Here is a 26,905-nt window from a genome sequence, read left to right on the forward strand (position 1 = left end):
CAGAGTCTGGCAGTAGTCGCACAGCGCTTCGGCATCCGGTTCGAAAAATTGTTGCGGATCGGGGAGTGTTTCAACGGTGAAACGCGCAATCAAATGCGGCGGGATAGGCTCGTTGAGCGTCGGACGCAGCAGCGCCAGACAGGCCCCGATCCGGCCCAATAGTGCCAACTTACAGACCGGATCCTCACAGTCAATCAGGGTTTCAGCAAAGCGATCGCAGCAATCGGCCAGATCGGTAAAATCTGTTGCGGCGCTAAAGGGGATGGTGAGTACGTCGCGGTCTTGTGTAAGGCTTGAAGTCATAAGGCGACCTCCGGAGAAAGAGATTTATGACCGCCACAGAGAGGCTAATCTCACGGGTGGCGGGCCGAACGAGGTTAGCCTTACTGGAATCTCCGACCCAGCGCGTCTTACGACGCCCTCGCCCGGCTCACCATAGAAGTGCAGCCGTGCGCACGACACAAAAAAGCGCTAACGCGCCATTGTGTCGTCGAAGATTTTATATCAGGAGGCTAATCCCGACACCTGATTTTGCAGGTGCGAAAGAAGAATACGGCGATAACCGGATATCGACAAGGGTTATTCCCGGAAGGAGGTTCTCATTTTGGGATGTAACTGGGTTTAGGTGTTACATCATTTAAATCAATGAGTTGTGAGTTGTTATTTGGTTTGCTAATGACCTAAAAAGAAGGTGGATGTTTAGCTGTAAAAGAGCTTGTCTGACCGCTAAGAGCGAGGAGCGGATCTTGAAATGTGGTCTCTGCTATGCGGATTTTTATTATTCTTGCTTCACTGGCGGTAGAGATATCCTCGCCTCCGAAATCAATTTCCCCACTGCTTCAAGAGGTATATTCTCTTCGTAGCAGGTCAAAAAGTATTCATATGTAACGTCAGAATAGAAAATTTCAGCAACTTGCCGTAAAGGAGATGTCTCACAAACAGATAATTCCAGATACATGCCATCACGTAGCACATCGCTTCCACGCCTTAGTTCAAACTTAATCTTAGACATATACGAATTTCTTCTTTTCAACGACGCAAAAAAATTATTTCTTTAAAAGCAATTTACTCAGGATGTGGCGGGATAATATTCCGATAACGTTAGTTTGAACTACAAAGCCATTACATGGGTAATCCTGAAATCGTTATGACGCGCTAGCGTACGCTTTTGGCACGGAGCGGACAAGCTAATGTAGATAAAGGTCAGCTTTGAGCCAGAAATGAAAATAACCCCTTACCTTAGATGTAATACCAAGCGGTTAAGAGCTTTAATAAATATGAATTCATATTATGTTTAGAAAGAAAACGAAGGAATCAGGGTTTCTGCCCTAATCTGCTTTATCAGGGGCCCGAATTATCGAGCCTCATTTCATTAACTGACAAGCGTTATGCTTTAGATAGCCTTTTTTATTAACTTCTTAAGATCTTCTTTTGATGGCTGTTCTTTAAGCCTATGAATCATAGCATGACAGTTGGGGCATACAGTAATCAAATCATACTCAGGATCTACATTATATTCTTTATCTATTGTATGAAGTGGTTTCAAGTGATGTACGTGTATGAAACCAACGCCAATTTCGCCATAGACATCCTCAAAACTCATATCACAAATAAAACAATTCATCCCGTGAATTTCAATTGCTTTATTTCTTGCATCTCGGTCTCTTTCGTATGAATTGACAACAACTTGTTTTTTTGCACCCTCAATATATGCGGAGGGGTTGACTATTTCCTCTGGATAAGAAAAATAATCTTGTTTTCTGTTAACAAATTTTAAATATCGTCTCAATGCTGTACCACAGTTATTCACAAAACTATCCGCATAATACCCTCCTGACATTTTGTCAATAATGTTGGAAACTTTTTCCTCAGAAGAAATCGTGCTTCTATTTATATCTATCTGGAGATGTTTTGATACAGAAATCAAATAACGTCTGTAGCTATTTGCACTTTGCCGTTGTAAACCATTGGATACCAAGAAATCTATATAATCAAATTCATGCTCAACCATAAAACCCCCGAGAAATAGTAATCTTAGGCAGATTTAACAAATATTAATCCTTGTACAAAACTGTCATGCTTTTTGAACGCACAGTCACAGGGGCTGATCCTACCATAAGATTAGAACATGCAACTTCCGCTTTTGGCACCAGGCAGACATAACGCCTTTAGATATCAGGCCAAGCACTACGCATAGTGTGTCTCACCCGCAAATCCCGCTCATCCAGCCCAGCAAACCTATTCCCTTAGCCTGTAGCTCCATCCTCACAACTATCGATTGCCAGCTACGCCCGGCAGCACAATCACCGCCGGGCATTGTTGCGTCAGAACGTTTCCCAGTTTTCACCGCTGTCCGTCGCGGCGGCTTTGCGCAACGTTGGGGCCGGAGATGGGGTTTTCAATGCAGAGGTTTCACGTTTCGCTGTACGCTGCGACTGCTGAATATGAAACACCGCCACCGCCTGCGTCAGACGACTCGCCTGCTCTTCCAGCGCTGCCGCCGCAGAAGCAGATTCTTCCACCAGCGAGGCGTTCTGCTGCGTCACACGGTCCATCTCTGCCACCGCCAGGCCCACCTGATCGATACCACGGCTTTGCTCATCAGAAGCCGATGCGATTTCCCCCATAATGTCCGTCACGCGCGTCACCGCATTGACGATCTCATCCATGGTTTCACCCGCGCTTTCAACCAGCGTCGAGCCGATATCCACACGGCTGACAGAGTCTTCAATCAGGCTCTTGATCTCGCGTGCCGCCTGAGCGCTGCGCTGCGCAAGGTTACGCACTTCACCCGCCACGACCGCAAAACCACGGCCCTGCTCGCCTGCACGTGCCGCTTCGACTGCCGCGTTCAGCGCCAGAATATTGGTCTGGAAGGCAATGCCGTCGATTACGCTGATAATGTCAGCAATTTTCTGCGAACTGCTGGTAATGTCGCGCATAGTCTGCACAACGTTATCCACCACTTTACCGCCCTTCTGCGCGGTTTCTGACGCGCTCAGCGCCAGATGGCTCGCCTGACGGGCGTTTTCGGCGTTCTGTTTCACCGTCGCGGTCAGCTCTTCCATGCTGGCGGCGGTTTCTTCCAGCGAAGCCGCCTGCTGTTCAGTACGGGAAGAGAGATCGTTGTTACCCATCGCGATTTCACTCGCGCCGCTGTAAATCGCGTCTGCGCCGTTACGCACTTCGCCAACGGTACGCACCAGCTCACCCTGCATATGACGCAGAGAATCAGCCAGTTGACCCATTTCATTGCTGCCGTGTACATCGATAGGTTTCACCAGATCGCCACCCGCGATGTGACGAATGCTGTCGATCACGCGAGACAACGGCTGGATCAGTGCTTTGTGGATCCCCATCCACACCGCCACGATCACCGCCAGCACCGCAATCAGCACACTGACCAGCACCCAGATGGCCTGGTTGTAGGAGCTGCTGTTGTCTTCCACCGCCAGTTCATAAAGATGATCGTTGAGCGTCAGATAATTGACGTAGGCTTTTTCAAACCCATCCTGATAACCCTGGGTTGGCTGATCGAAGAAGTCGTTGATTTTGCCTGCACCCAAAAGCTGAATAAGCTCCGCCAGCGCGCCGTGGTAAATATCGTAGTTACGCTTGATCTCAAGTACCGCCGCTTCGCTCTGGCGTGGATCGCGTGGCAGCGCTTCATATTCAGCCCAGCGCTTTTCCGCTTCATCCAGCGATTTGCTGGCGATTTGCATCAGATCGGTAACCGTTGCGCCGCTACCAATATGATTCTGATCCATCATGTAACGGATCCCGGCACGGTTGAGGGTGTTACGGGTTTGCAGCAATGCCACCCAACTGCCATTCAGCGTGGATTGCTGCTGGCGAATGGTTTGCAGAACGGTGAAGTTTTCTTTGTCGTGTTTCAGCGCGTTAAAGAACAGGCCGCCGGATGTCAGTTGTAGCAGGCCAAATAAGACCAAAACCAGCACGAGGCTGGTGATAATTTTGATACGGTTTAACATTTTTTCTCTTTCCATTGGGAAGTTGATAGTTAATTCGGCCTGAAAAGGGAAAACTTTAAAGAAATTGAAGGGCCATCACGAAGAAATACCGCATATTCAGTTGCGCGATTGAACGCGAACGTCTACGCCCGTGTCGGGCTGCGGTATCCACGGATTTGTGGTACAAAGTACCATTCTTAATCAATTCAGTGATACTGCCCATGGCCTGGACAATCGACATCATCTCCTGCATCACCGATCGCTTTATGGCGCTGACCGCCACCGAAAAGCGGATCGCCCAGTTTATTCTCGACGATGTTGCCAGCGCCGCAGAGTTGCCGATTGCCGAGCTGGCGCGGCTGACCAATACCAGTCAGGCTTCCGTCACCCGTTTTGCCCGTGCGCTTGGCTGCAAAGATGTGCGTGATTTAAAGCTGAAACTGGCGCAGTCGATGGCCGTTGGGCAACGTTTTATTCTCGATGTGCCAGATCTGGAAGGCGTTCAGGGAATTTACGAATCGATTATCAACGTGCTGGAAACCAACCGCCGCGCGCTTAACGCCACTTCCCTTAATCAGGCGGTAGACTGGCTCAGCAACGCCCGACAAATTCTCGCCATTGGCATGGGCGGCGGTTCAACGATTTGCGCCCAGGAAATGCAGTATCGCCTGTTCCGGCTTGGCCTGCCGGTGGTGAGCCAGAACGATGGCCTGCTGGTGCGAATGATGTGTTCATCGGTGACGCCGCAGGATGTGGTCGTGGCGCTGTCATTGGGCGGGTTTACACCAGAAATTACCGAAAGCGCAGCTATTGCACGTCAGTACGGCGCGAAAGTGATTGCCATTACGCCTGAAAACACGCCACTCGCAGAACACGCTGAACTGGTGCTGCCGCTGCTGGTGCAAGAAAACGACTACATCTTTAAACCAAGCACTTCACGCTACGCGATGCTGGCAATGGTAGATGTTCTCGCCACTGAACTGGCAATGGCGAACAAGGCACAAGCAAAAGACAGGATGCGCCGCATTAAACTGGTGCTGGACAGCCATCGCGGCGGCGCAGACCGCCAACCGCTTGGTGATTAATAATGTCTTATATTCTTGAAGCGTTATAACAGGTCACATCGACTTCAACTTTACAGTCGACCACCAAATCCGCCACGCAACAAATACGTGCCGGTGGATATTCGCCAAAGAATTCACGGAAGACTTTGTTAAACGACTGGAAATAGCGCGAATCGGTGAGGATCACTTTGACGTGCACCACGTCCGCCAGGGTGTAACCCGCTTCGGTCATGATGTCGACGCAGTTCTGGATCGCAATACGCGACTGGTCAACAATGCCGCCTTCAACGACTTCGCCGTCTTTCATTGGCGTCTGGCCGGACACATACAGCCAGCCACCGGCTTCTACTGCGCGGGCAAACGGCAGATGCTGTCCACCCGTGCCGGTTCCACCTTCCACGCCGTAACGTTTAATGCTCATACTTACTCCTTAACAGTGTCCTGACGTCGCAGGAATCGCCCCGCGCGTCCGATAATACGTTTATCACTACCATAACTCATTACGCCGTTGACCATCACCGCCTCAATGCCCGCCGCCGGTTGTTTCGGGTCGGAAAAGCTGGCAACGTCGCGCACCGTCAGTGGGTCAAACAGCACCAAATCGGCGTAGTAACCCACTTTCACCAGCCCGCGCTGTGGGAGCTGAAAACGCGCCGCCGACAAACCAGTCATCTTGTGTACCGCCTGAGTCAGTGGGAAGAGTTGCTCATCTCGACAGTAATGCCCGAGCACGCGCGGGAACGCCCCCCACAGACGCGGATGCGGCATCGGGTCATTCGGCAAGCCGTCTGAACCAATCATCGTCACCGGATAGCGCATTACCCGGCGCACATCCTGCTCGTCCATGTTGTAGTAAATGGCCCCCGCAGGCATCAGCAACGCACCGGCTTCCTGTAGCGTCATCTGCCAGCTTTCGGCAATCTGTTGTAGCGTTTGCCCGGCGACTTCCGGATGCGGCTCCGACCAAGTGATCACAATGTCGAATTCGTCGGTGATTTGTTTCATATCGAGCGTCGATGAGCTCGCCGAATAAGGGTAGCAATCGCAGGAAATATCCTGGTGGTGGCGCATCTTGTCAAAGAACGCCAATGTCTCCCTGGTTCGCCCCCAGTTTTTCGCCCCGGCGCATTTGTGGTGCGACACCACCACAGGCACTTTACCGTGGCGGCCGATGCGAAACGCTTCGTCGAGCGCCTCAAGAATGGGTTCAAATTCAGAGCGCAGATGCGTGGTGTAAATCCCCTTCTCCACCGCCAGTTCTTCTGCAAGCGCCATCACCTCTTCGGTGGAGGCTTGATTGGCACTGGAGTAGGCCAGCCCGGTGCTCAGCCCGAGCGCGCCCTGTTGTAATGCTTCCCGCAACTGCCCCCGCATTCCGGCGATTTCACTTTCCGTCGCCGTGCGGAAGAGGTCATCCATATGGTTATTACGCAGCGCGGTGTGACCAATCAGTGTGCCGACATTCACCGAAGGGCGCGCCTCTTCCACCGCGTGGGCGTAGGCTTCCACTGTGGGATAAATAAAGTGCGGTTTCTCACCCAGCAGGTTCATCGGGTCCGGTACGTCGCCTTTCATGGTTGCGGTCGCCGCGCTGATCCCACAGTTGCCGACAATCACCGTGGTGATGCCCTGGCTGATTTTCGGCAGGTATTCAGGGATGCGGATCACGTTGATATCGTCGTGGGTATGCACATCGATAAAGCCAGGCGACAGCACGCGCCCTTCACCGTCAACGGTGTGTTTCGCCTCAACGCTTAACGCCGGGGCGATCGCCACAATGCGCTCGCCTTCTACCGCCACATCGGCGTGGTATTGCGGTCCGCCGCTGCCGTCCACCACGGTGACATTTTTAAACAGCCAGTCCACCTTCATAACGCCTCACTTTGATTCTGTTCTGCGGACAAGTTAACCATTTACAAGCCACAAAAACAGTGAAAAACTACGCAAAGAAGCTAACAAAAAATGATACTTTTATTCACATCCAGCCTTAAAATTATAAAATATCATTATATTTCACAAGATTATCAGTGATACAAAAACACAACAACTTGCCTACCCGATAAGGAACGTGAAATGAAATACCACTCCGATACGGTTGTCCCTCACAAATCTGCGATCCTCTTTTCCCCTGCCAACGTGCTGGCAGAAGACGTGTGTTTACCCGCCGCCGTCATCAAAAAATCAGCCCTGGAAAACAACATTCGCTGGATGCAGCGCTATGCGGACGCACGCGGTGTGTCACTTGCCCCGCACGGTAAAACCACCATGACGCCGTGGATTTTTCAGGCGCAGCAGCAGGCCGGTTCATGGGCGATTGGCGTCGGCAGCGCCTGGCAAGCCAGCGCGGCGATGGCGAGCGGCGTGAAGCGCGTGCTGATGGTCAATCAGCTTGTCGGTAAAGCGAATATGCAGGTCGTCGCCCAACTGAAACAGCACTACCGCGACACCGATTTTGTTTGCTGCGTCGACAGCGAAGCCAACGCCAGCACGCTCTCTGCTTTCTTCGCCGCGCAGAATTTGGTGCTGGATGTGATGGTCGAGCTCGGCGTGCCTGGCGGGCGCTGCGGCTGTCGTACCACTGAGCAAGGGCTAGCGCTGGCACAAAAAATTGCAGAATTGCCAGGCTTACGCCTGCGTGGGCTGGAGCTGTACGAAGGTGTGTTGCACGGCGATAACCCGCAGCCGCAGGTGGAAGCGCTGCTGCGAGACGCGGCAAAACTGGCCTGTGAAATGGAACGCTACGTCGACGGTGAATTTATTCTGACCGGCGCAGGCACCGTCTGGTATGACGTGGTGTGCAATATCTGGCTGGCGGCTGAAAAACCGCAACAGTGCCGGATCGTCATTCGCCCAGGTTGCTATATCACGCATGACGCGGGAATTTACGACGAAGCCCAACACCAACTGAAAGCCCGCGATAATGTGGCCTGCGATTTGGGCGGTGACCTGGCTTCCGCGCTGGAACTGGTCGCGATGGTGCAGTCAGTCCCGGAAGCCGACCGCGCGGTGGTCAATTTCGGCAAGCGCGACAGCGCCTTCGACGCAGGATTGCCGCAGCCTGTCGCCCATTATCGTCACGGCGAATCGCTGCCGCTCACGCGAGGTGCTATCACCAGCACCGGGATCATGGACCAGCACTGCATGCTGAAACTCGCGGCGGGCAGCGACGTGCAGGTTGGCGATATTCTGGTGTTCGGTACCTCACATCCGTGCCTGACGTTTGATAAATGGAAAACGCTGTTACTGGTGGATGACGCCTACAACGTGCTGGAAGAGCTGGATACGCTGTTCTGATCCTGTGCAATTGCCCGGCGGCACTGCGTTTGCCGGGCCTACAAAACCTGTTTCATCACGTAGGTCCGGTAAGCGCAGCGCCACCGGGCGATGTTTTTCTCTTGTGACCTCAATCACATATTCACTCCCCTTTCGCCGCTCCACAAACCGCTCATTCCAACAAAATACCGCTTAACCGCTTATACAACCGCTCACGGATTTTCGTCCTTCTTCGCGCGCATGGCTCTGGCACCATAGCCGCAGCATCAATACCTCCAGTTGCACTACCAACACTTAACTCATTCTTATAAACGCCAGGTTTTTAACTATGGATATGAAGAAACTTCTCAAACATGTGCCGTGGGTCATCATCGGGATCATCGGGGCATTCTGCCTGTCGGTGGTTGCCCTACGCCGCGGCGAGCACGTCAGCGCCCTGTGGATCGTGGTCGCCTCGGTCTCGGTGTATCTGGTGGCCTATCGCTACTACAGCCTCTACATCGCTCAAAAAGTGATGAAGCTCGATGGAACCCGCGCCACACCTGCGGTTATCAACAACGACGGGCTGAACTACGTGCCGACCAACCGCTACGTGCTGTTTGGTCACCACTTTGCGGCCATCGCAGGTGCTGGTCCGCTGGTCGGCCCAGTGCTGGCAGCACAAATGGGTTACCTGCCTGGCACCTTGTGGCTGCTGGCGGGCGTGGTGCTCGCCGGGGCGGTGCAGGACTTTATGGTGCTGTTTATCTCCTCGCGCCGTAACGGTTCGTCGCTCGGCGAAATGGTGAAAGAGGAAATGGGCCGCATACCGGGTTCGATTGCGTTATTCGGCTGCTTCCTGATTATGATCATCATCCTCGCGGTGCTGGCACTGATCGTGGTGAAAGCGCTAGCCGAAAGCCCGTGGGGTGTGTTTACCGTCTGCTCTACCGTGCCGATTGCGCTGTTTATGGGCATTTACATGCGCTTCCTGCGTCCAGGCCGTGTGGGTGAAGTGTCGGTTATCGGTATCATCTTATTAGTCGCCTCCATTTGGTTCGGCGGTGTGATTGCTCACGACCCGTACTGGGGCCCGGCGCTGACCTTTAAAGACACCACCATCACCTTCGCGCTGATTGGCTACGCGTTTATCTCCGCGCTGCTACCGGTGTGGCTGATTCTGGCGCCGCGCGACTATCTCGCGACTTTCCTGAAAATCGGCGTGATTGTCGGCCTGGCGCTGGGGATCGTCATCCTCAATCCGGAACTGAAAATGCCTGCCGTGACGCAGTACATCGACGGTACTGGTCCGCTGTGGAAAGGCGCGATGTTCCCGTTCCTGTTCATCACCATCGCCTGTGGCGCGGTGTCTGGCTTCCATGCGCTGATTGCTTCCGGCACCACGCCGAAGCTGCTGGCGAACGAGAAAGACGCGCGTCTGATTGGTTATGGCGCCATGCTGATGGAGTCCTTCGTGGCGATCATGGCGCTGGTAGCGGCGTCTATCATCGAGCCGGGTCTCTACTTCGCAATGAACACGCCACCAGCAGGTCTTGGCATCACCATGCCGAACCTGCATGAGATGGGCGGCGAAAACGCGGCAATGATCATGGCGCAGTTGAAAGATGCCAGCATCCACGCGGCGGCGACCGTCAGCTCCTGGGGCTTCGTGATTTCGCCTGAGCAAATCATGCAGACCGCGAAAGATATCGGCGAACCGTCGATTCTGAATCGTGCCGGTGGCGCGCCTACGCTTGCCGTCGGTATCGCACATGTATTCCACAAAGTGCTGCCGTGGGCCGATATGGGCTTCTGGTATCACTTCGGCATTCTGTTCGAAGCGCTGTTTATCCTCACAGCACTTGACGCGGGTACGCGTGCGGGTCGCTTCATGCTGCAGGATTTGCTCGGTAACTTCGTGCCATTCCTCAAGAAAACGGACTCGTTCATCGCGGGTGTAGCAGGAACGGCTGGTTGTGTAGGCCTGTGGGGTTATCTGCTGTATCAGGGCGTTGTTGACCCACTCGGCGGCGTGAAAAGCCTGTGGCCGCTGTTCGGTATCTCTAACCAGATGTTGGCCGCCGTGGCGCTGGTGCTAGGCACCGTCGTACTGGTGAAAATGAAGCGCACCAAATACATCTGGGTAACGGTGGTTCCGGCGCTGTGGCTGCTGCTGTGTACCAGTTGGGCGCTTGGCCTGAAACTGTTCAGCACCAACCCACAGCTGGAAGGCTTCCTGTTCATGGCGAAGCAGTACAAAGAGAAAATCGCCGCTGGTGGCGGGGATCTCACCGCGCAACAGATTGCCAACATGAACCATATCGTGGTGAACAACTACACCAACGCAGGCTTGAGTATTCTGTTCCTGGTGGTGGTGTACAGCATCATCTTCTACGGCATTAAAACCTGGATGAAGGCGCGCGCCATCGACGCGCGTACCGACAAAGAGACGCCGTACGTGCCGGTGCCTGAAGGCGGCGTGAAGACCTCTTCACACCATTAATAATGACCAGCCCCGCACCTGCGGGGCTTTATTCTTATCAGGGTGAGCAATGTTTGGTAACTTAGGGCAGGCCAAAAAATATCTCGGTCAGGCGGCAAAGATGCTGATTGGCATCCCGGATTACGACAACTACGTCGAACATATGCAGACCAACCATCCGGATAAGCCGTACATGACCTACGAAGAATTCTTCCGCGAGCGCCAACAGGCACGCTACGGCGGCGGTGGAGAAGGCGGCATACGCTGCTGCTAAAGGAGAAACGATGACCCCGATTGCAGTCACTTTACTGACCGGTTTTCTCGGCGCAGGCAAAACCACCCTGCTGCGCCACATTCTCAACGCACAGCACGGTTTAAAAATCGCCGTCATCGAAAACGAATTCGGCGAAGTCTCGATCGATACCCAATTGGTGGGCGATCGCGCCACGCAGATCAAAACCCTGACCAACGGCTGCATCTGTTGCAGCAAATCCAACGAGCTGGAAGACGCGTTGTTGGATCTTCTCGATGCCCGCGATCGCGGTGACATTGAGTTCGACAGATTAATTATCGAATGCACCGGCATGGCCGATCCCGGCCCGATCGTGCAGACCTTTTTCTCCCACGAGATCCTCTGCGAACGCTACCTGCTCGACGGTGTGATCGCCCTCGTCGATGCCGTTCACGCCGACGATCAGATGAATCAGTTCACCCTCGCGCAATCGCAAGTGGGTTATGCGGATCGTATTTTGCTGACCAAAACCGACGTCGCAGGCGACAGCGAAAAACTGTGTGAACGTCTGAACCGCATCAACGCGCGCGCACCGATCCACACCGTCACCCACGGTGATATCGACCTGGCGCTGCTGTTCAACACCAACGGTTTCATGCTGGAAGAAAACGTCATTCAGCCAAAGCCACGCTTCCATTTTATGGCGGACAAGCAAAACGACATCTCGTCGATTGTGGTCGAACTGGATTATCCCGTCGACATAAGTGACGTGTCGCGGGTGATGGAAAATCTGTTGCTTGATTTCGCCGACAAACTGTTGCGATACAAAGGAATGCTGTGGATTGATGGTGAACCGAATCGCCTGCTGTTCCAGGGCGTACAGCGCCTTTACAGTGCCGACTGGGACCGCCCGTGGGGCGATGAAACCCCGCACAGCGTGCTGGTGTTTATCGGCGTGCAGCTACCGGAAGAGGAAATTCGTGCGGCTTTTGCGGGGTTGAAACGCTAGAAAAATCCCCCTCTCCTCAGCGAGGAGAGGATTCGGGAGAAATGCGTTTAATCAAAGAGTTCGGCGTGAGTACCGAGATCGGTAAAAATAACCAGATGTTTACTCACATCAATTTTGTAGATCAGTAGGTAATCTCCGCCGATATGAAGCTCGCGGTAACCCTGCATATCACCGCCCAGGGCATGATCGCAGAATTCTGCAGGTAAAGGTTGAGTAGAAAGGATTTGCGCTATGACAGCAACTGCCTGATGCATATCCCGACGACCCGCTCTGTTATACCTTTCCCAGGCTTTCACGAAAGACTTTGTATAATCAGAGCGATAAGGAAGCGGTGCCCGCTTAGCTTTTTCCGTCATTTAAGCTGTCCATTAGCTCATCAACACCGTCGAAGCGTCCGTTCTGGTGCATCATCATCTCATCAGTCTCCTTCATGGCTCTGCGCAATCTCGCTGTCGGTTGGCGCTTAACCTCGAAAGGGATCCCCTCGTTTTGTACAATTTGCTCCGCAAACAGTCGAATCGCCGTGCTCCAGTTAAGACCAATGCTGTCCAGCACCGAGCCTGCACGCGCTTTTAGTTCACTATCAATACGCGATCGGATAATGGAATCCATCCTTCCCTCCTTTACTTTTGTAGCTACATTGTAGCCACAAAAATGCTCACCGCCCAGACAATTGATGAGAAAATGCCCACTTTAAATTTGCTAAAGGCGCAGCGTCGTGGGGATTACCATGGCAACTGTAGGCCCGATAAGCACAGCGCCATCGGGCATTTTTGTTTAGCACTAGAGTAAAGACTCAGGCAACGTCACTACCCACAGCTCGCTGTCCGACTCTGGTTTTTCCAGTGGTTTCACGCCGATCGTTGTGGCAACCACCTTGTCATCTACGGTCAATTTGCCCTGTTCATTCACCCGATAATCTTTCAGCTTTTTCCCTTCGACCGGGTTTTGCAGCGTCGTTTTCACGCCGAAGTCGTTATCGTTTGCCACCGCCAGCGTTTTGCCATCGATCAGCGCCAGACCTTCCGCTTTTTCCTGCTGCCAGCCGAGTTTACGAAGATCGACTGCCAGGGTTTTACTGGCAAGCGTGATCCCGCGCTGCGCCAGTTTCTGTGCGTCATCGAACTCCGGATACTCGCCGGGTTTATCGAACGCAGAAAGATCGGTAGCCTTGCTCAAATCCACTTTGTAGATGTTATTGCGCATGACGTCATTTTTATCGCCGCCCTGTTCGATCAGCAGAATATGATCGTTATCCAGCGCCACGATATCGCCAATTTTGGCATCGCTGTTTTTGCTGTAAACGTCGTCAATTGGGTAGCCATACATCGCCGTCTTGCCGCTAACTGGATCGAAACTCACCAGGCGGGTAAACACCGCTTTCTTCTTACTTTTACCGTCTATATCGAGCGTGCTTTGCACCGCCGCGATAATGCGCCCATCGGGTAGGCGGGTTATCCCCTCAAAGCCACGGTTTGGCTGACGCCACTGGATGATATTTGGTAGACCACCGGCAATGGATTTCTCGCCATCAGCCGCCTGCGGGCCATGCATCGCGAGGATCTTACCGCTGTTGTCGATATTGATGATGAACGGGCCGTATTCGTCACACAGCCAGTAACCGCCCTTGCCGTCCGGCGTGATGCCTTCCACGTCCAGCCCACGGTTATCGCCGGTCAGCTTCTGCAAAGTGTCGCTGAACGCCACTTCGTTCGTCGAGCCAATCACGCCACTTTGCAGCGGTAAACCATTGATATTGCCTTTGTCATCATGCAAAGGGCGGACGTTGCTGGCCTCAGCTTTGCCGTTTTCGACACGCAGAGAAACCAGCAGCGGTGCAAATTCCGGGGTCACAAAAATCTTCGCTTCCTGCTTGCCGATACTCGGCGAATCGGCATTCGGGCCGCGATCAGTCACTGTCGCAAACGTCAGCGCATCGCCCTGTTTACCGGTAAACAGCAGGCCGGAGCCAACCCCCACCGGCAATCCATTAGGAAACGCACTGGCAAAAGCGCCGTTGTAATTGATATGCGAGCCTTCCGGGAAACTCACCACATAGCGCTCGGCGGTGGGTTCAGCGGCAAGTACGGAGAAGGAAAGTGCACTGCTGATGACCAGAGGGAGAAGTTTGATTTTCATGTTGTTAGCACCTTTTTATGAGTGCGTAACACCATAAAAATGGAAAATGACAGAGAGATGACATAATGGTGACGGTTGTTGCTCTCATAACAATCCAGCCCCCTATCTCAGCTAAACCCCATCACATTTCTCCCATGCTAATTTCACCATCACTCCTCCTGCCTAACCGCTAATTCTTGAATTTTCATTGCTCAACCTGTCAATGACTCATAAAAAGCTATCAGTAAACGCGACGAATAATCGCCCCTCACCGTCCGATGAACCATTCAGGGCTATAGTAAACAAATCCCTTTTGATTCACAGGACGTTGGCATGGACCAGGCGGCACTGGCGACGGCAACAACTAGCGGGCACAAATCGCCGAAGACATTTTTGCTGGCAGGGAGCGCGCTCGGCGTGGTATTTGGCGATATCGGCACCAGCCCGCTGTATACCCTGAAAACCGTGATTCTGCTTTCCGGCAACAGCCCTACGCCGGACATTATTCTCGGCCTGCTGTCGCTGATTATCTGGACGCTGATCCTCATCACCTCAATCAAATACGCCGCGTTTGCGATGCGTATTGATAACCGTGGTGAGGGCGGGATCATGGCGCTGATGTCGCTGTTGCAGCATAACGGTAAAGGTCGCGGGCTGATCATTTTCGCCGGGCTGCTGGGCGCGGCGCTGATCTATGGCGATGGGGCGATTACACCCGCAATTTCCGTGCTGTCGGCGCTGGAGGGATTAAAGATCGTCTTCCCCGAAGGCCAACATCTGATCCTGCCGGGCACCGTCGCGATTCTGATTGCGCTGTTCGCCATTCAACCGTTTGGCACGGCCAAAATCGGCATCGTGTTTGGCCCAATCATGACGTTGTGGTTCGTGACTATCGCCGCACTCGGCATTTGGGGCATCGCCCAACATCCGGCGGTGTTGATGGCGATAAATCCCTATTACGGCGTGCATTTTTTGCTGTCGAACGGCTTCGTCAGTTTTCTGGTGCTCGGCGGCGTATTTTTATGCGTGACCGGGGCCGAAGCGCTGTACGCCGACATGGGCCATTTCGGCAAAAAACCTATCTGGATGGCGTGGTTTGGCCTGGTGTTTCCGAGCCTGGTGCTCAACTACGCCGGGCAATCCGCGCTGCTGCTTTCGGGTGCCGATATCAGCCACAACATCTTTTTCCGCCTTTGCCCGTCCGCGCTGCAAATTCCGTTGGTCATTCTGGCAACGCTTGCCACCATCATCGCCAGTCAGGCGATCATTACCGGCGCGTTCTCGATGACTCGCCAGACCATTCAACTTGGCTGGCTGCCGCGCCTGCTGATTAAGCAAACGGCAGAGGACAATTACGGCCAGATTTATATTGGCATCGTGAACTGGCTGTTGATGATCGCGACGGTGTTTCTGGCGGTGTTCTTTAAATCGTCCGATAACCTGGCCGCCGCCTACGGCATCGCGGTATCGCTGACTATGTTGATGACCTCCGGCCTGCTATACGTGGCGATGCGGCGGATTTGGCACTGGAACCGCACCGCCAGCGCGCTGGTTGCTCTTTTGTTCCTGACCATCGACACCTGTTTCCTGATCGCCAATCTGATCAAGGTGCTGGAGGGCGGTTATATTCCACTGCTGTTGGCCGCCGTGATTTGCTCGGTGATGGTTATCTGGCATCGCGGCCACGCCGCCACGCTGCGTTCGCTGAACGATATCGGCATGGATGTGGAGACGTTCTTCGACAAGCTGCACGAAAATAAGATCCCGCGCGGTCCCGGCTCAGCAGTGTTTTTAACCCGCTCGCAAAGCGGCGTACCTCCGGTGATGCGCTGGCACGTCATCCGTAATCGTGCTCTGCAACAGCAGGTGCTGGCGCTGACTGTCACCATTCTCAACGTGCCGCACATTGCTAATGTAAACCGGCTGGTTATCCGCAAATCGGCACCGGATTACTGGCGCGCAGTGGCCTATTACGGCTTTATGGAACGCCCGAACATTCCGGCTTTGCAACACGAAATCAGCAAACGGAACTGCCCGTTTGAACTGGCTGACGCGACCTATTATTTGGGTCATGAAACCATCGTCGGGCGCGAGGACGGGCAAGGCATCGCCAAATGGCAGCGCCGCTGTTTTGCTTTTATGGCGCGCAATTGCACGCACGCGACGCACTACTATCATCTGCCTGGTGATCAGGTGGTGGAAATCAGCCGCCGGGTGGCGATTTAACGCGCAACCTTTGCACTTCACCGCCGTCCCGCTCTATGCTTAAGGCATGGATAAAGTCACTGAACTCAAACGCGCCAAATTGCTGGCGCTCTCATTACTGCTGGTTGCGGCAGTTATTTTCATCACCACGCTGTTCCTGCCACCTGTGCCGTGGGTCGGGGCGTTAAAGGCCATTTCCGAAGCGGCGATGGTCGGGGCGCTGGCCGATTGGTTTGCCGTGGTGGCACTGTTTCGCCGCGTTCCGTTGCCGTTTATTTCTCGCCATACGGCGATTATTCCGCGTAATAAAGACCGGATTGGCGATAATCTCGGCCATTTCGTGCAGGAGAAATTTCTCGATACGCAGTCGCTGGTGAATCTTATCCAGAAGCATGAACCGGCATTGATGATCGGCGAGTGGTTCAGCAAGCCTGACAACGCGCAGCGCGTGGGCCAGCATTTGATTAAGGTGATGAGCGGTTTCCTTGAACTGACCGACGACTCACGTATTCAGGGGCTGCTCAAACGCGCCGTACACAAGGCAATAGATAAAGTTGATTTGACCGGCACCAGTGCGCTGATGCTGGAAAGCATGACCAAAAATAACCGTCATCAGAAACTGCTGGATGCGCTCATTGCACAGCTCATCGCCCTGCTCCAGCGCGAAAGCAGCCGCGAGTTTATTGCCCGGCAAATCATTCACTGGCTGGAGAAAGAACATCCACTAAAAGCCAAAGTGCTGCCGACCGAATGGCTGGGCGAACACAGCGCAGAGATGGTCACCGAAGCGGTGAATACGCTGCTCGATGACGTCAGCCAGGACAGCGCGCACCAAGTGCGTCATGCCTTTGATAAAGCCGTGATGAAGCTTATCGATAATCTGAAAGCCGACCCGGAAATGACCGAGAAAGCTGAGAACATCAAGCGCTACCTGAAAAATGACGAAGCGTTTAACCGTTATCTCGGCGAAATGTGGGCGGATTTACGTCAGTGGCTGAAAGACGATCTGCAAACGGAAGACTCGCGAACGCAGAAACGCATCGCGGAAGCCGGGCTGTGGTTAGGTGAAACGCTGGTCGCTGATAGCGCCTTACGCGCCTCGCTCAACGGGCATCTGGAACAAGCCGCACGCCGTGTGGCACCTGATTTTTCCGCGTTCCTGACGCGCCATATCAGCGACACGGTAAAAAGCTGGGATGCGCGGGATATGTCGCGCCAAATTGAGCTGAATATCGGTAAAGACCTGCAATTCATTCGCATCAACGGCACGCTGGTTGGCGGCACTATCGGCTTGATCCTGTGGCTCCTGTCGCAACTTCCGGCGGTGGTGATGCCGCTGTTTCGCTAAGATTAATAATGGGATATTTCAGGAAGGAGCTTCACGCTTTTTTTTGAAAGTCAGTTGCAGCAAACAGACATAACGGTAGACTTCTTTCCGTGGAGTTTGATTGCCAGAGTACATGCAACATCCAGGGCTAAATTCCCCAGGATGGACAGGCCGCTAACCTGTCAGCATGATGAAAAAGCCGCTCGTTTGAAGCTAATGCCGATCGTTTAAGCGTACTTGAACGATCCTGCCAGTAAGAGACAATCCGGAGTCAGCCCCTGACTCCGGATTTTTTTATGTCTGAACACGATATGGATTTCGTTGTTAATGCCTTCTCGTCTGAGATGAGTGCCTTTTCCCGCTCCATTGAACCTGAGTGGATCCACCAGGCGCTTGCTGCCTGTCAAAAAGCCAGCATTCGTCGCCGTCGTCTCCCCGCAGAACAGGCCGTCTGGCTCATTCTGATGATGGGACTTTTGCGCGATTTATCCATTAAAGATGTCTGTCACCACCTTGATCTTGTCCTTCAGCCTGATGACGCTTATCGCAGCCTTGCCCCCAGCGTACTCACCGCTGCGCGCCGGCGTCTGGGCGAGGCCCCACTTCGCTACCTCTTTCATGCCTGTAATGAAGCCTGGATCCCTGCTGCTCTGGGGAATGATACTTTTCATGGACTTCATATTCTGAGTGTCGATGGCACACTTTTTCGGACACCTGACTCGCCCGAGAATGCAACTGCCTTCGGTTTTATCGAACCCTCCACGGGGGCTTTTCCACAACTCCGTATGGTCGGGCTGATGGCAACCCATTCTCATATGCTTCTGGACGCTGCATTTGGTGGTGTGGCCGAAGGTGAGTTAACGCTGGCTCACCGTCTTATTTCTTCTGCTCCTGACCACACTCTGACGCTATTTGATCGCTGCTATTTCAGTGCCGCTTTTTTCCTTGAATGGCAGCAGGCTGGTACCGCCACGCACTGGCTGACGCCTGTTAAGAGCAAGCTTCGTTATGAAGTTATCGAGCGATACAGTGATTACGACATGTTAATTGAGATGCCGGTTTCTCCGCAGGCCCGCAAGGCTGCACCGCATCTCCCGGCAGTCTGGCGGGCACGGATGGTGAGCTACATCAGTGGCGGAGGTAAGGGAAAAATCACGGGCTTTTTAACTTCTATGACAGATCCTGTTGCCTGGCCGCTGGAGGATTTACTGCGAATTTACTGGACGCGTTGGGAAGTCGAGTTGGGGTACGGGGAGCTGAAACGGCGACAACTGAAAGGAGAGGTCACACTAAGAAGTCGCTTCCCGGAGGGCGTGAAACAGGAGTTATGGGGAGTACTTCTGTCATATAACCTTCTGAGAAAAGAGATGACAGATATTGCAGCAGAAGCGGGAGTGGCCCCGACACGAATAAGCTTCCTTGCGGCGTTAAATATCCTGGTATCTCAGGTGCGTGTATGTGGTAAAGGTGCGACGGGCAATATCCCTAAGCACCTGAAAGCCATGAGGGAAAATGTCAAAGCCTTCGTTCTTCCGGAAAAAAGAAAGCACCGACGATATGATCGTGCAGTGCTTTATATTCCACCTAAATATCCGTTCAGCTACAAGCTCCGGGAGCTTAAGTGAACGGCATTAGCTCGTTTGAAGCGGCTTTTTTGTGCCTGTCATTTGGCAATACAAAACCCGGCACGAGCCGGGTTCAGGGTTAGCAGTAGTCATCGCGTCGAAGGCCGACATCTTTTAGTTGTTCATCACTGAGCTTGTCCAAAGCCCGACGCGTTTGCCGCGCACGCCAGGTTTGCATCACCCAACGCCCCATCAAAACATAGAATTTAAACGGTGCTTTCGCACGATTCTCATGAAATTCCATTAGCCACCTCCGCACGCTATCGATGCTGACATCATCGCCGGGAACAGGCTTTACAATACAGACTCAAATAGTACTTTTCTTTAACATACAGATTGGTTAAAACGGGTTCTGCACGGCGTTTTTTACGCCGATCTGTACTGGTTCACGTATCTGTATGGTGAAGAAAAGGGATACAGCCATGACACGCTATCAGCATCTGGCGAATCTGCTCGCCGAACGCATCGAACAAGGGCTGTATCGCCAGGGGGAAAAATTACCGTCAGTGCGCGCCCTCAGCCAGGAACACGGCGTCAGTATCAGCACCGTGCAGCAGGCTTATCAGACGCTGGAAAATCTCCAGCTCATCACCCCGCAACCACGTTCCGGCTATTTCATCGCGCCGCGCAAGGCCCAACCGCCAGTGCCTGCGATGTCCCGCCCGGCGCAGCGTCCGGTGGATATTACCCATTGGGATCAAGTGCTCACGCTTCTGGATGCTCGCAGCGATAAATCGATCACCGCTTTTGGCGGCGGCGCACCGGATGTCAGCCAGCCCAGCCTAAAACCTCTTTGGCGCGAAATGAGTCGTGTGGTGCAGCACAATACCGCCGAAGTGCTGAGCTATGACGAAATTTCCGGCCGCCGCGAACTACGTGAACAGATAGCCCGCCTGATGCTCGACAGCGAAACGCTGGCGACTGCCGATGACATTATCATCACCAACGGCTGCCATGCGGCGCTCTCTATCGCCCTGCTGGCCGTGTGCGAGCCGGGAGATATCGTCGCCGTCGAGTCGCCCTCTTATTACGGCACGATGCAATTGCTGCGCGGATTCGGTATCAAAGCCATTGAAATCCCAACCGATCCACAAACCGGAATCAGTATCGAAGCGCTGGAAATGGCGCTGGAACAATGGCCGATCAAAGGGGTGATCCTCGTACCGAACTGCAATAATCCACTCGGTTTCATTATGCCTGATGCCCGTAAACGCCAGGTGCTGTCGCTGGCGCAACGCTACGACATCGCGATTTTTGAGGACGATATTTACGGTGAACTGGCGAATGACTATCCGCGCCCGAGAACTATCAAATCCTGGGATATTGATGGTCGCGTATTGCTTTGCAGCTCCTTTACCAAAACCGTCGCCCCCGGTTTGCGCGTGGGCTGGATGGTGCCGGGCCGCTATTATGACCGCGTGCTACACATGAAATACGCCGCCAGTGCCACCAACGTGCCCGCCACTCAAATGGCTGTGGCGGCGTTCGTGCGTGAAGGGCATTACCATCGACACGTGCGCAGAATGCGGCAAATTTATCAAAGCAATATGGAAACCTACACCTGCTGGATCCGCCAGTATTTCCCCTGTGGGATCTGCGTTACGCGCCCTCAGGGCGGTTATATGCTGTGGGTTGAACTGCCAGAAATCGTTGATATGGTTTGTGTGGCCAAACAGCTGTGTGAGCTGAAAATCCAGGTCGCGCCCGGCTCTCTGTTTTCAGCGGCAGGGAAATACCGCAACTGCCTGCGTATCAACTGCGCACTGCCGCCGAACGAAAAGCATCGCGAAGTGATGGAAAAGCTCGGCGAGGCGATTCGGGTGGCGATGGAGTGATCCACAAGAGCATTCAGTCAAAAAACACCATGCCTGCATACGGGTTTTCCCGGCAGGCCGCCAAACGCTGCGCAAGACTGCCGACATGGATTTCGAGCTTATGCCCGTCTGGATCGAGGAAATAGTACGACTCCCCTTCGCTCTTATTCGCTTTCCACACCACCACCTCATGGGCCGCCAACCGCGCGGCAAAACCGTCAAATTCAGCAGACGAAATCGTGAACGCATAGTGGGTGTAATCCTGCTTATCAGTCACCACGCGGTCCACCGACAGGCACAGCCACAAATCACCACAGCTAAAATACGCCCCGTTATCCCAGCGCGCATGCAACCGCAAACCTAAAATGCGCTGATAAAAATCGGTACTACGTTCAAGCTCGGTCACCGCGAGCGTCAGGTGGTTTAGGCCAGTCAGCATACAATCGTTACTCATCAATGCGCTTAAAAACGCAGAGTAGCAGGCTTGATCACAACCTGAATAGCACAAGGTTTCAGCCTGTGATTTCCCGCTGCATACTGGGGGGAATCATTGATAGGGAGGCAAAATGAAGATTGCACATGTGGCGCTGTGGACCCGTGATTTGGACGCGCAAGCGGCATTCTGGCAGCGTTATTTCGACGGCAGGCCGAATCAAAAATACCTCAGCAAAAACCGCCCGGGGTTTGCGTCTTATTTCATCACGCTGACGGATGGCCCGACGATTGAACTGATGACGCTGCCTGAACTGCCGGACGCACCGGACAACCGCGAGTTCTGCGGCTGGGCGCATATCGCGCTGAACGTGGGTGATAAACAGGCGGTTGATGCACTTTCAGCGAAAGCGCAGGAAGAAGGGATCCTGAAAAGCGGCCCGCGTATGACCGGCGATGGCTATTACGAAGCGATTATCCTCGATCCTGACGGCAACATGATCGAAATTGTGGCGGGTTGAAGGGATAGGTCTGATTTATCCTCACTATCCCTTGTTTCCTTTCTGGGGGAATTATTCATTTCCCCAGCGATTGAGGAATTCAGCGATATCGTCGATACGCTGCGGCTTGATACCCGCGTCGGTGGCAAGCTCAAGCTGCGTGCTTTCACTGATTTCTTCGCCACTCATTAAGCGGGTGATCAGCCCCTGGAAGTAACGCGCCAGCGAATCACGCTCGTCATCAGCCACCGGCTCTGCCGCTTCGGTCATGTATTCATCAACGATGTCATAAAACTTCAATGGGATTTCATTGCTCATAGGTCACTCTCTTCGCGTTTCTGTGCAGGACACGCCGTCTGGCGGATTCGCGCATCTTCTCATGATTGGGGTGTGGGGGGGAGTTTTTTGGGGGATGTTGGGGGACTTATGAAGTCGCGCTACGATATGTGGGTGCCGGACGTTTTCATAGTGCATTGCTGAATTGCTGAATAATAGCGTTATAAAAAATATTTATTGCAGTTCGAGATGGTTGAATCATTCGATGATGCAACACTCGATACCGCATCAGAAACGGAAGAAGTGCGCTTAGGGAGATCCGAAATCTCTGCAGGAATAAGGATTATGCCAATCCCATAGCCATACACCTTATTGATTGGTGCCAACGATCGATGTCGTGAAACTGATCTATAAAAACGATTATCTTTCCTGCGCCCAGGCTAGTTATCCTTATCTTTTACAGCTTGCAATAAAGCCTTTAATTACGGTTGGTTACCCAGCCGGGGCTTGTTGCGCCCCTTTTCCATGTAAGCCAAATCATGAGGTCATAAAGGCGCGGAAAGATGAAGAGATGTGCACGATGCAACAAAAAAAGAAGCGTCCTTGAGCGGTGGCTCTCACTCGATAATGAATTCTGCGACGAATGATTATTTGATAGCGACCAGGAAATTAGGGAAAAACGGGTTATCCCAATTAGACGTCAGAAAAATAATAACGAAAGGAAATCGTAGTTCAACATGAAGAATAAAATCGACGTCAGTGTCATTATCCCTGCGTACAACACCGCAGCGACCATTAGTTGTTTAGTTAATAAAATTCTCAGCGAAACTCGCGTTGCTATTGAGCTTATTATCGTCAACGATGGTTCTACCGATAATACCGGCAACATTCTACGTCAAATCAGCGACGACAGGCTTATCCTTATCGAGCAGACCAATCAAGGCGTCTACGCTGCGCGCAATGCAGCCTTAGCTATTCATCGGGGAGAGTGGGTGGTTTTCCTTGATGCCGACGACGATATTGCAGACGATTTTATTGAAACACGATGGCAGACTGCAGTAGCGGCATGTGCCGATGTGATGATTTTCAACGCCTGGCATTGTAAGTCAGGCCACAACCGAAAAGCTGTGCACCGCAAGCAGCCATATGGACAAACTCTGTCCGGCCATGACTGGATACGATACTGCGTGATCCACCGTGAGTGGCCGCATTACCTCTGGCTACAAATAGTTCGGTCATCCTATATAAAGCAACAGTCCCTGCGCTTCCAGGCAGGCAAGAGCCATAAAGATATTCTCTGGACGGTTCATCTCGCGGCAAGCAATGGCCGGTTCTGCATATTGGATGTTAATGATTATATCTATATCAGCAACACAGCCTCTATCACGCATCGGCCTGATTACTACGATATTCGGGCAATGAGCTATGTTGATGTGATCGCGGAGATCATCCGGTTAGCGGAACAAGAACAAAACAAAAAAATAAAGGCGTTTTTGTACAGACATGCACTAGTGGAAGCGCGTCATTTTTTGGGGTTGTACCGCAATCGGGTTCAGGATAAATCGGGCGTGGGAACCAGCTTCAAAGCGTGCATTTCGTTCGCCAGTTTATCCAGAGGCATTAGCAGTTTTAGCGATGTGTTTTTCTTTATTAAGCTGATGGGTAAGCTGTTTTGATGTGATGTGGCGTTGAGAGTTTTAATGGGCGATTTCGCGATAAATGCCTTAATAATGACGAAAAACCAAGCGACATGTGTAACGGGCTACTTCGAGATTCGCATCCAGATAATTCGCCCACCACTGTAACATTAACTTTCGCTCTTACACCTGCCCCAGCGCGTCAAGTACTCCCCTGCTACAGCGGCTGAATGGTGAACATCTCTCAGGCCATTCAGAACCCGTCAAAGATAAAATCGAGAGCATTTTTGATGGTTTGCCTGTGGGAACGAACATCTATCACCGCATCCCCAATCTGCGAAAGCCTGATACTCGCCATTTCGTGCGTCATCACCAGATAATCATTCCCTTCCACATTCAGAGTGGGTGTCAGGCGCTTAACGGGATTTGTTACCAGTTTGCTCACAGGAAACAATGGGATAACTATGCGAGTATGCAGCTCATCAATAATATCGCTCTGCACATCAAGTAAATAGGGATAAGCCTTGCTGTTTCCTTTATTGCGATAAACCACATATTGCATGGTTAAAACGTCCTGTAATCGTCCGACAAAAGGCCATGCTCATCAGTAATACGATTGAGCTCCTGCAAACCCGCTCTGTTTTCAGCTTTCCAGCGTTCAACGCCTGTGGCACTGATTTCCTCTTTCAGTGCCGCGGTAAGCACCGCAGACAGATTGATACCTGCATCACGGGCCTGCTGAAGCAGTGCAGGCTCCAGCGTGACGCTGACTGTCTTTTTATGTCGTACACTCATGCCCGGCATAAAGCCTCCTTAAATTACACGTGTAGTAAACACATGTATCTAGTATGGAGAAGATTTAAGCAAATGGCAATGAGCCACTGTTATCGAGACAACGTCGATGATTCCGATAAATCAGAACATTTTGTCTCGGTTAAATGGCTTGAATCTTGCGGCGAACAAGAGGCAGTGAGCGAGGTTGGTTTCTTCGGTAATCGCAACACGGTGTGTAGGCCGACATCACCAAGGTGGCGACATACCATTGAGATGCTGAAGCGATATTTCGGAAACTGGAGCGTCGAATTTTAATGAGAGAAAAAGCGCGAAAAACCTTGCAAACACTGAATTCCAGACACAAAAAAAGCCGCTCGTGAGCGACTTGATTGTATCTGCATGGTGCGAAGGCCGGACTCGAATTTCACACCCAACAGACTGATATCAATGTGGTTTATAAGCAGGGATAATTAGTTATACCCGCACTTGTACCCACAAGTTAAAATCCGTATAAAAAATAGACATCGCGAGTGGGTATAAAACCATACCAGTAGAACACTGATATGGCTGTCGAAGCAAGATTCAGGCAGGAACGTTTTCTTCAGAGGCAACAACTCCCTCAGGGCAAAGTCAGCTGTCGGTGTAAAACGAACACTCACTGTTACTATGCTAGTTCCCATGGCAAATCTCTGCGTCTATTAACTGGTTTCAGAGTGCCCCCGTTTCTCAATTGTTGAGCGGCCCAACGAATGTCATATTGCCACGTATACAACATATCGCCGGAATCCCTAAGCTCAGCCTCGTAGCTGTCCCATACATACTTTGAGACTTCACGTGGCCAAGCACTACCGCCCCGTTTCTGAAGACACTCGATGATCCATTGTTTCATGCTTTCCCTAGTTACCGTCATATACCCTAGCCTTCACTCGTTGTTCGATATATCACAATACTAGCATTGACTACTTCTGGCACAGGGCGGACATTCTGACTGAACCGAAGGTCCGCTTTGAGCGAGAAGCGGAAGTTCGCAATTGTTCTCACACCTGGTTAAGACATTACTAACATCACGCCGTATGTCAATCAACGGGGAGCAGGTCAAACTTGCTTTCGAGCATTCAATATAACATCATAATTTATTTACAAAAAGCGCACGATGATAGGCGAGATGAGCCTTAAGTGGGCGATCCATTCGTGCCTCCGGCAATCTCATTAATTTACCCTGTAAATGACCGTACTCACTGTTTAGTAACCCAGGGTCGAGGCTAACCCTAAAGTTCTGCTCTATCCAAAGCAGCCCTTTGTCAAATAGCGTGTGTATATCGGTCCTGAGAAGTATTCCGTGCATGGCCTTACAATGCTGGGCACCTGAATAAGGAATTATATGAGCGGCCTCAAGTAATTCAGCGATCGCACAGTCGGTAACTGCACATGCTCGATTGTAGGCATCCAGTAGTCTTTTCCTAAAGATAGGCTGACCTTCACGATCCACAATTTCCCTCAGCACTCTTGCACGCATATCCTCCAGTTTTAACTCAGGACAATCAGTACATTCATGCAAAATCCTTAACCTCTCTAGGAAAGTAGGTTTTACAATCTCTACTGGCGTTTTTCCGTCATCGCCAATATCCCAGACACCGTGTATGTTTGGATCATAAAGAACATAGCGGGTCGCCCTCCCTTTTCCGGTGCGGAAGAGCTTGTCCATATAATGCCCCTGATCGCTAACCATGCTGGTACGGGATGCACGATATCGTGCACGCTGATTATCATTGACGGTGAGCGCCTGGAATTGTGATCGAATTTCATTCAACTTTAGCGGGGCGTTGCTAAAATCAAGCCATTCAATGACCTGTGGAATCGAAACTTCCCCCAGTTGTGTAACGGCATAAACAACTCGGCGTAGCTGTGGCTCTAAAAATTCCGCGGGTATAATATTAAGGCAACTATCTGCTTTCTCCGTGCTTTCAAAATCGTGGTACAGCTTCCATTCAATTCTCTGTCTTCCATAAGTACTTAGACCTGCCCTCGCGGGTTCCCGTAGCTTCATCTCCTGCAAGAGTTCCTGTCTTTCAGGAACGCGGCCTAAACGCTCATACAGCTCATCACAGCAATCCCATATTGCTCTCACCAGGGGACCGTTTGGATATCCTTTCTGCCTCATACTCATCGTATAAACCTGTATGATCT

25 protein-coding genes and 1 pseudogene are annotated in these 26,905 nt (G+C 52.2%); 12 read left to right on the forward strand and 14 right to left on the reverse strand.

Going from position 1 to position 26,905, the window contains the following annotated elements:
- The 3 genes from VH187_RS17780 to tsr all read right to left on the reverse strand — a co-directional run.
- A partial coding sequence (locus VH187_RS17780; protein WP_329702791.1) for a hypothetical protein occupies positions 1 to 303 on the reverse strand: 303 nt, incomplete at its 3' end.
- A 1,090-nt stretch (positions 304 to 1,393) separates the two neighbouring features.
- On the reverse strand, positions 1,394 to 2,011 hold the full coding sequence (locus VH187_RS17785) for an HNH endonuclease (protein WP_329702792.1): 618 nt from the start codon (positions 2,009 to 2,011) through the stop codon (positions 1,394 to 1,396).
- Positions 2,012 to 2,324: 313 nt separating this feature from the next.
- On the reverse strand, positions 2,325 to 3,992 hold the full coding sequence (tsr, locus tag VH187_RS17790) for a methyl-accepting chemotaxis protein (RefSeq protein WP_329702793.1): 1,668 nt from the start codon (positions 3,990 to 3,992) through the stop codon (positions 2,325 to 2,327).
- 200 nt (positions 3,993 to 4,192) lie between these two features.
- Between tsr and VH187_RS17795 the strand changes: the two genes are divergently transcribed.
- Positions 4,193 to 5,056: a MurR/RpiR family transcriptional regulator gene (locus VH187_RS17795; protein ID WP_329702794.1), complete on the forward strand. Its 864-nt coding sequence runs from the start codon at positions 4,193 to 4,195 to the stop codon at positions 5,054 to 5,056.
- A 7-nt stretch (positions 5,057 to 5,063) separates the two neighbouring features.
- Here VH187_RS17795 and VH187_RS17800 read toward each other — a convergent pair whose 3' ends face one another.
- Both VH187_RS17800 and VH187_RS17805 read right to left on the reverse strand, forming a co-directional pair.
- Positions 5,064 to 5,456, reverse strand: coding sequence for a RidA family protein (locus VH187_RS17800; protein WP_329702795.1), 393 nt, complete (start codon positions 5,454 to 5,456; stop codon positions 5,064 to 5,066).
- A 2-nt stretch (positions 5,457 to 5,458) separates the two neighbouring features.
- A complete protein-coding gene (locus tag VH187_RS17805) occupies positions 5,459 to 6,907 on the reverse strand; it encodes an N-acyl-D-amino-acid deacylase family protein (protein WP_329702796.1) in 1,449 nt (482 codons plus the stop codon).
- Positions 6,908 to 7,108: 201 nt separating this feature from the next.
- Here VH187_RS17805 and VH187_RS17810 point away from each other — a divergent pair, with 201 nt between their 5' ends.
- The 4 genes from VH187_RS17810 (at position 7,109) to yjiA (ending at position 12,010) form a co-directional block, all read left to right on the forward strand.
- Positions 7,109 to 8,329, forward strand: a complete 1,221-nt coding sequence (locus VH187_RS17810) for an amino acid deaminase (RefSeq protein ID WP_329702797.1) — start codon at positions 7,109 to 7,111, stop codon at positions 8,327 to 8,329.
- 307 nt (positions 8,330 to 8,636) lie between these two features.
- Positions 8,637 to 10,790 (forward strand): carbon starvation CstA family protein, encoded by a 2,154-nt coding sequence (locus VH187_RS17815; RefSeq protein WP_329702798.1) that lies wholly within the window; start codon positions 8,637 to 8,639, stop codon positions 10,788 to 10,790.
- 49 nt (positions 10,791 to 10,839) lie between these two features.
- The gene (locus VH187_RS17820) at positions 10,840 to 11,043 is read left to right on the forward strand and encodes a YbdD/YjiX family protein (RefSeq protein WP_329702799.1); all 204 of its coding nucleotides are present in this window, start codon (positions 10,840 to 10,842) and stop codon (positions 11,041 to 11,043) included.
- A gap of 10 nt (positions 11,044 to 11,053) precedes the next feature.
- Complete coding sequence (yjiA, locus tag VH187_RS17825) at positions 11,054 to 12,010, forward strand: GTPase (RefSeq protein ID WP_329702800.1); 957 nt, start codon at positions 11,054 to 11,056, stop codon at positions 12,008 to 12,010.
- 47 nt (positions 12,011 to 12,057) lie between these two features.
- Here yjiA and VH187_RS17830 read toward each other — a convergent pair whose 3' ends face one another.
- From VH187_RS17830 to VH187_RS17840, 3 genes are all read right to left on the reverse strand, one after another.
- Entirely contained in the window at positions 12,058 to 12,366 is a 309-nt protein-coding gene (locus VH187_RS17830; RefSeq protein WP_329702801.1) for a type II toxin-antitoxin system RelE/ParE family toxin, read from the reverse strand.
- Positions 12,350 to 12,622 carry a type II toxin-antitoxin system RelB/DinJ family antitoxin gene (locus VH187_RS17835; RefSeq protein ID WP_329702802.1) on the reverse strand — a complete coding sequence of 91 codons (273 nt, stop codon included), beginning with the start codon at positions 12,620 to 12,622 and terminating at the stop codon, positions 12,350 to 12,352. The genes VH187_RS17830 and VH187_RS17835 overlap by 17 nt, the downstream gene beginning before the upstream one ends.
- A gap of 171 nt (positions 12,623 to 12,793) precedes the next feature.
- On the reverse strand, positions 12,794 to 14,149 hold the full coding sequence (locus VH187_RS17840) for an esterase-like activity of phytase family protein (RefSeq protein ID WP_329702803.1): 1,356 nt from the start codon (positions 14,147 to 14,149) through the stop codon (positions 12,794 to 12,796).
- A 312-nt stretch (positions 14,150 to 14,461) separates the two neighbouring features.
- Between VH187_RS17840 and VH187_RS17845 the strand changes: the two genes are divergently transcribed.
- The 3 genes from VH187_RS17845 to VH187_RS17855 all read left to right on the forward strand — a co-directional run bounded on the left by VH187_RS17845 (position 14,462) and on the right by VH187_RS17855 (position 19,285).
- Positions 14,462 to 16,354, forward strand: coding sequence for a potassium transporter Kup (locus VH187_RS17845; protein WP_329702804.1), 1,893 nt, complete (start codon positions 14,462 to 14,464; stop codon positions 16,352 to 16,354).
- Positions 16,355 to 16,400: 46 nt separating this feature from the next.
- Complete coding sequence (locus tag VH187_RS17850; RefSeq protein ID WP_329702805.1) at positions 16,401 to 17,681, forward strand: DUF445 domain-containing protein; 1,281 nt, start codon at positions 16,401 to 16,403, stop codon at positions 17,679 to 17,681.
- A 275-nt stretch (positions 17,682 to 17,956) separates the two neighbouring features.
- Complete coding sequence (locus tag VH187_RS17855) at positions 17,957 to 19,285, forward strand: IS4 family transposase (protein ID WP_329702806.1); 1,329 nt, start codon at positions 17,957 to 17,959, stop codon at positions 19,283 to 19,285.
- A 79-nt stretch (positions 19,286 to 19,364) separates the two neighbouring features.
- Here the strand turns inward: VH187_RS17855 and VH187_RS17860 are convergent, their stop codons facing one another.
- Entirely contained in the window at positions 19,365 to 19,529 is a 165-nt protein-coding gene (locus VH187_RS17860) for a DUF1127 domain-containing protein (protein WP_329702807.1), read from the reverse strand.
- A gap of 178 nt (positions 19,530 to 19,707) precedes the next feature.
- On the opposite strand from VH187_RS17860, the gene VH187_RS17865 reads away from it, so the two are divergent.
- Positions 19,708 to 21,120, forward strand: a complete 1,413-nt coding sequence (locus VH187_RS17865; protein WP_329702808.1) for an aminotransferase-like domain-containing protein — start codon at positions 19,708 to 19,710, stop codon at positions 21,118 to 21,120.
- Positions 21,121 to 21,133: 13 nt separating this feature from the next.
- Here the strand turns inward: VH187_RS17865 and fos are convergent, their stop codons facing one another.
- The gene (fos, locus tag VH187_RS17870) at positions 21,134 to 21,538 is read right to left on the reverse strand and encodes a fosfomycin resistance glutathione transferase (RefSeq protein ID WP_329702809.1); all 405 of its coding nucleotides are present in this window, start codon (positions 21,536 to 21,538) and stop codon (positions 21,134 to 21,136) included.
- Positions 21,539 to 21,665: 127 nt separating this feature from the next.
- Between fos and VH187_RS17875 the strand changes: the two genes are divergently transcribed.
- Positions 21,666 to 22,052, forward strand: coding sequence for a VOC family protein (locus VH187_RS17875; RefSeq protein ID WP_329702810.1), 387 nt, complete (start codon positions 21,666 to 21,668; stop codon positions 22,050 to 22,052).
- A 51-nt stretch (positions 22,053 to 22,103) separates the two neighbouring features.
- On the opposite strand, the gene VH187_RS17880 is transcribed toward VH187_RS17875, so the two are convergent.
- Positions 22,104 to 22,349: a DUF2543 family protein gene (locus VH187_RS17880; protein ID WP_329702811.1), complete on the reverse strand. Its 246-nt coding sequence runs from the start codon at positions 22,347 to 22,349 to the stop codon at positions 22,104 to 22,106.
- A 695-nt stretch (positions 22,350 to 23,044) separates the two neighbouring features.
- Between VH187_RS17880 and VH187_RS17885 the strand changes: the two genes are divergently transcribed.
- Positions 23,045 to 23,983, forward strand: a complete 939-nt coding sequence (locus VH187_RS17885) for a glycosyltransferase (RefSeq protein WP_329702812.1) — start codon at positions 23,045 to 23,047, stop codon at positions 23,981 to 23,983.
- Positions 23,984 to 24,197: 214 nt separating this feature from the next.
- Here VH187_RS17885 and VH187_RS17890 read toward each other — a convergent pair whose 3' ends face one another.
- Together VH187_RS17890 and VH187_RS17895 are read right to left on the reverse strand one after the other, a co-directional pair.
- A complete protein-coding gene (locus VH187_RS17890) occupies positions 24,198 to 24,506 on the reverse strand; it encodes a CcdB family protein (RefSeq protein ID WP_329702813.1) in 309 nt (102 codons plus the stop codon).
- 2 nt (positions 24,507 to 24,508) lie between these two features.
- Positions 24,509 to 24,748 (reverse strand): type II toxin-antitoxin system CcdA family antitoxin, encoded by a 240-nt coding sequence (locus tag VH187_RS17895; protein ID WP_001118105.1) that lies wholly within the window; start codon positions 24,746 to 24,748, stop codon positions 24,509 to 24,511.
- A gap of 81 nt (positions 24,749 to 24,829) precedes the next feature.
- Here VH187_RS17895 and VH187_RS17900 point away from each other — a divergent pair.
- Positions 24,830 to 25,033, forward strand: a pseudogene (locus VH187_RS17900) (nuclease); the annotation flags it as partial.
- A gap of 811 nt (positions 25,034 to 25,844) precedes the next feature.
- On the opposite strand, the gene VH187_RS17905 reads toward VH187_RS17900, so the two are convergent.
- Positions 25,845 to 26,885: an HNH endonuclease gene (locus tag VH187_RS17905; RefSeq protein ID WP_329702814.1), complete on the reverse strand. Its 1,041-nt coding sequence runs from the start codon at positions 26,883 to 26,885 to the stop codon at positions 25,845 to 25,847.
- Positions 26,886 to 26,905 lie beyond the last annotated feature (20 nt).

The organism is Scandinavium sp. (assembly GCF_036271055.1).
GTDB lineage: Bacteria > Pseudomonadota > Gammaproteobacteria > Enterobacterales > Enterobacteriaceae > Scandinavium.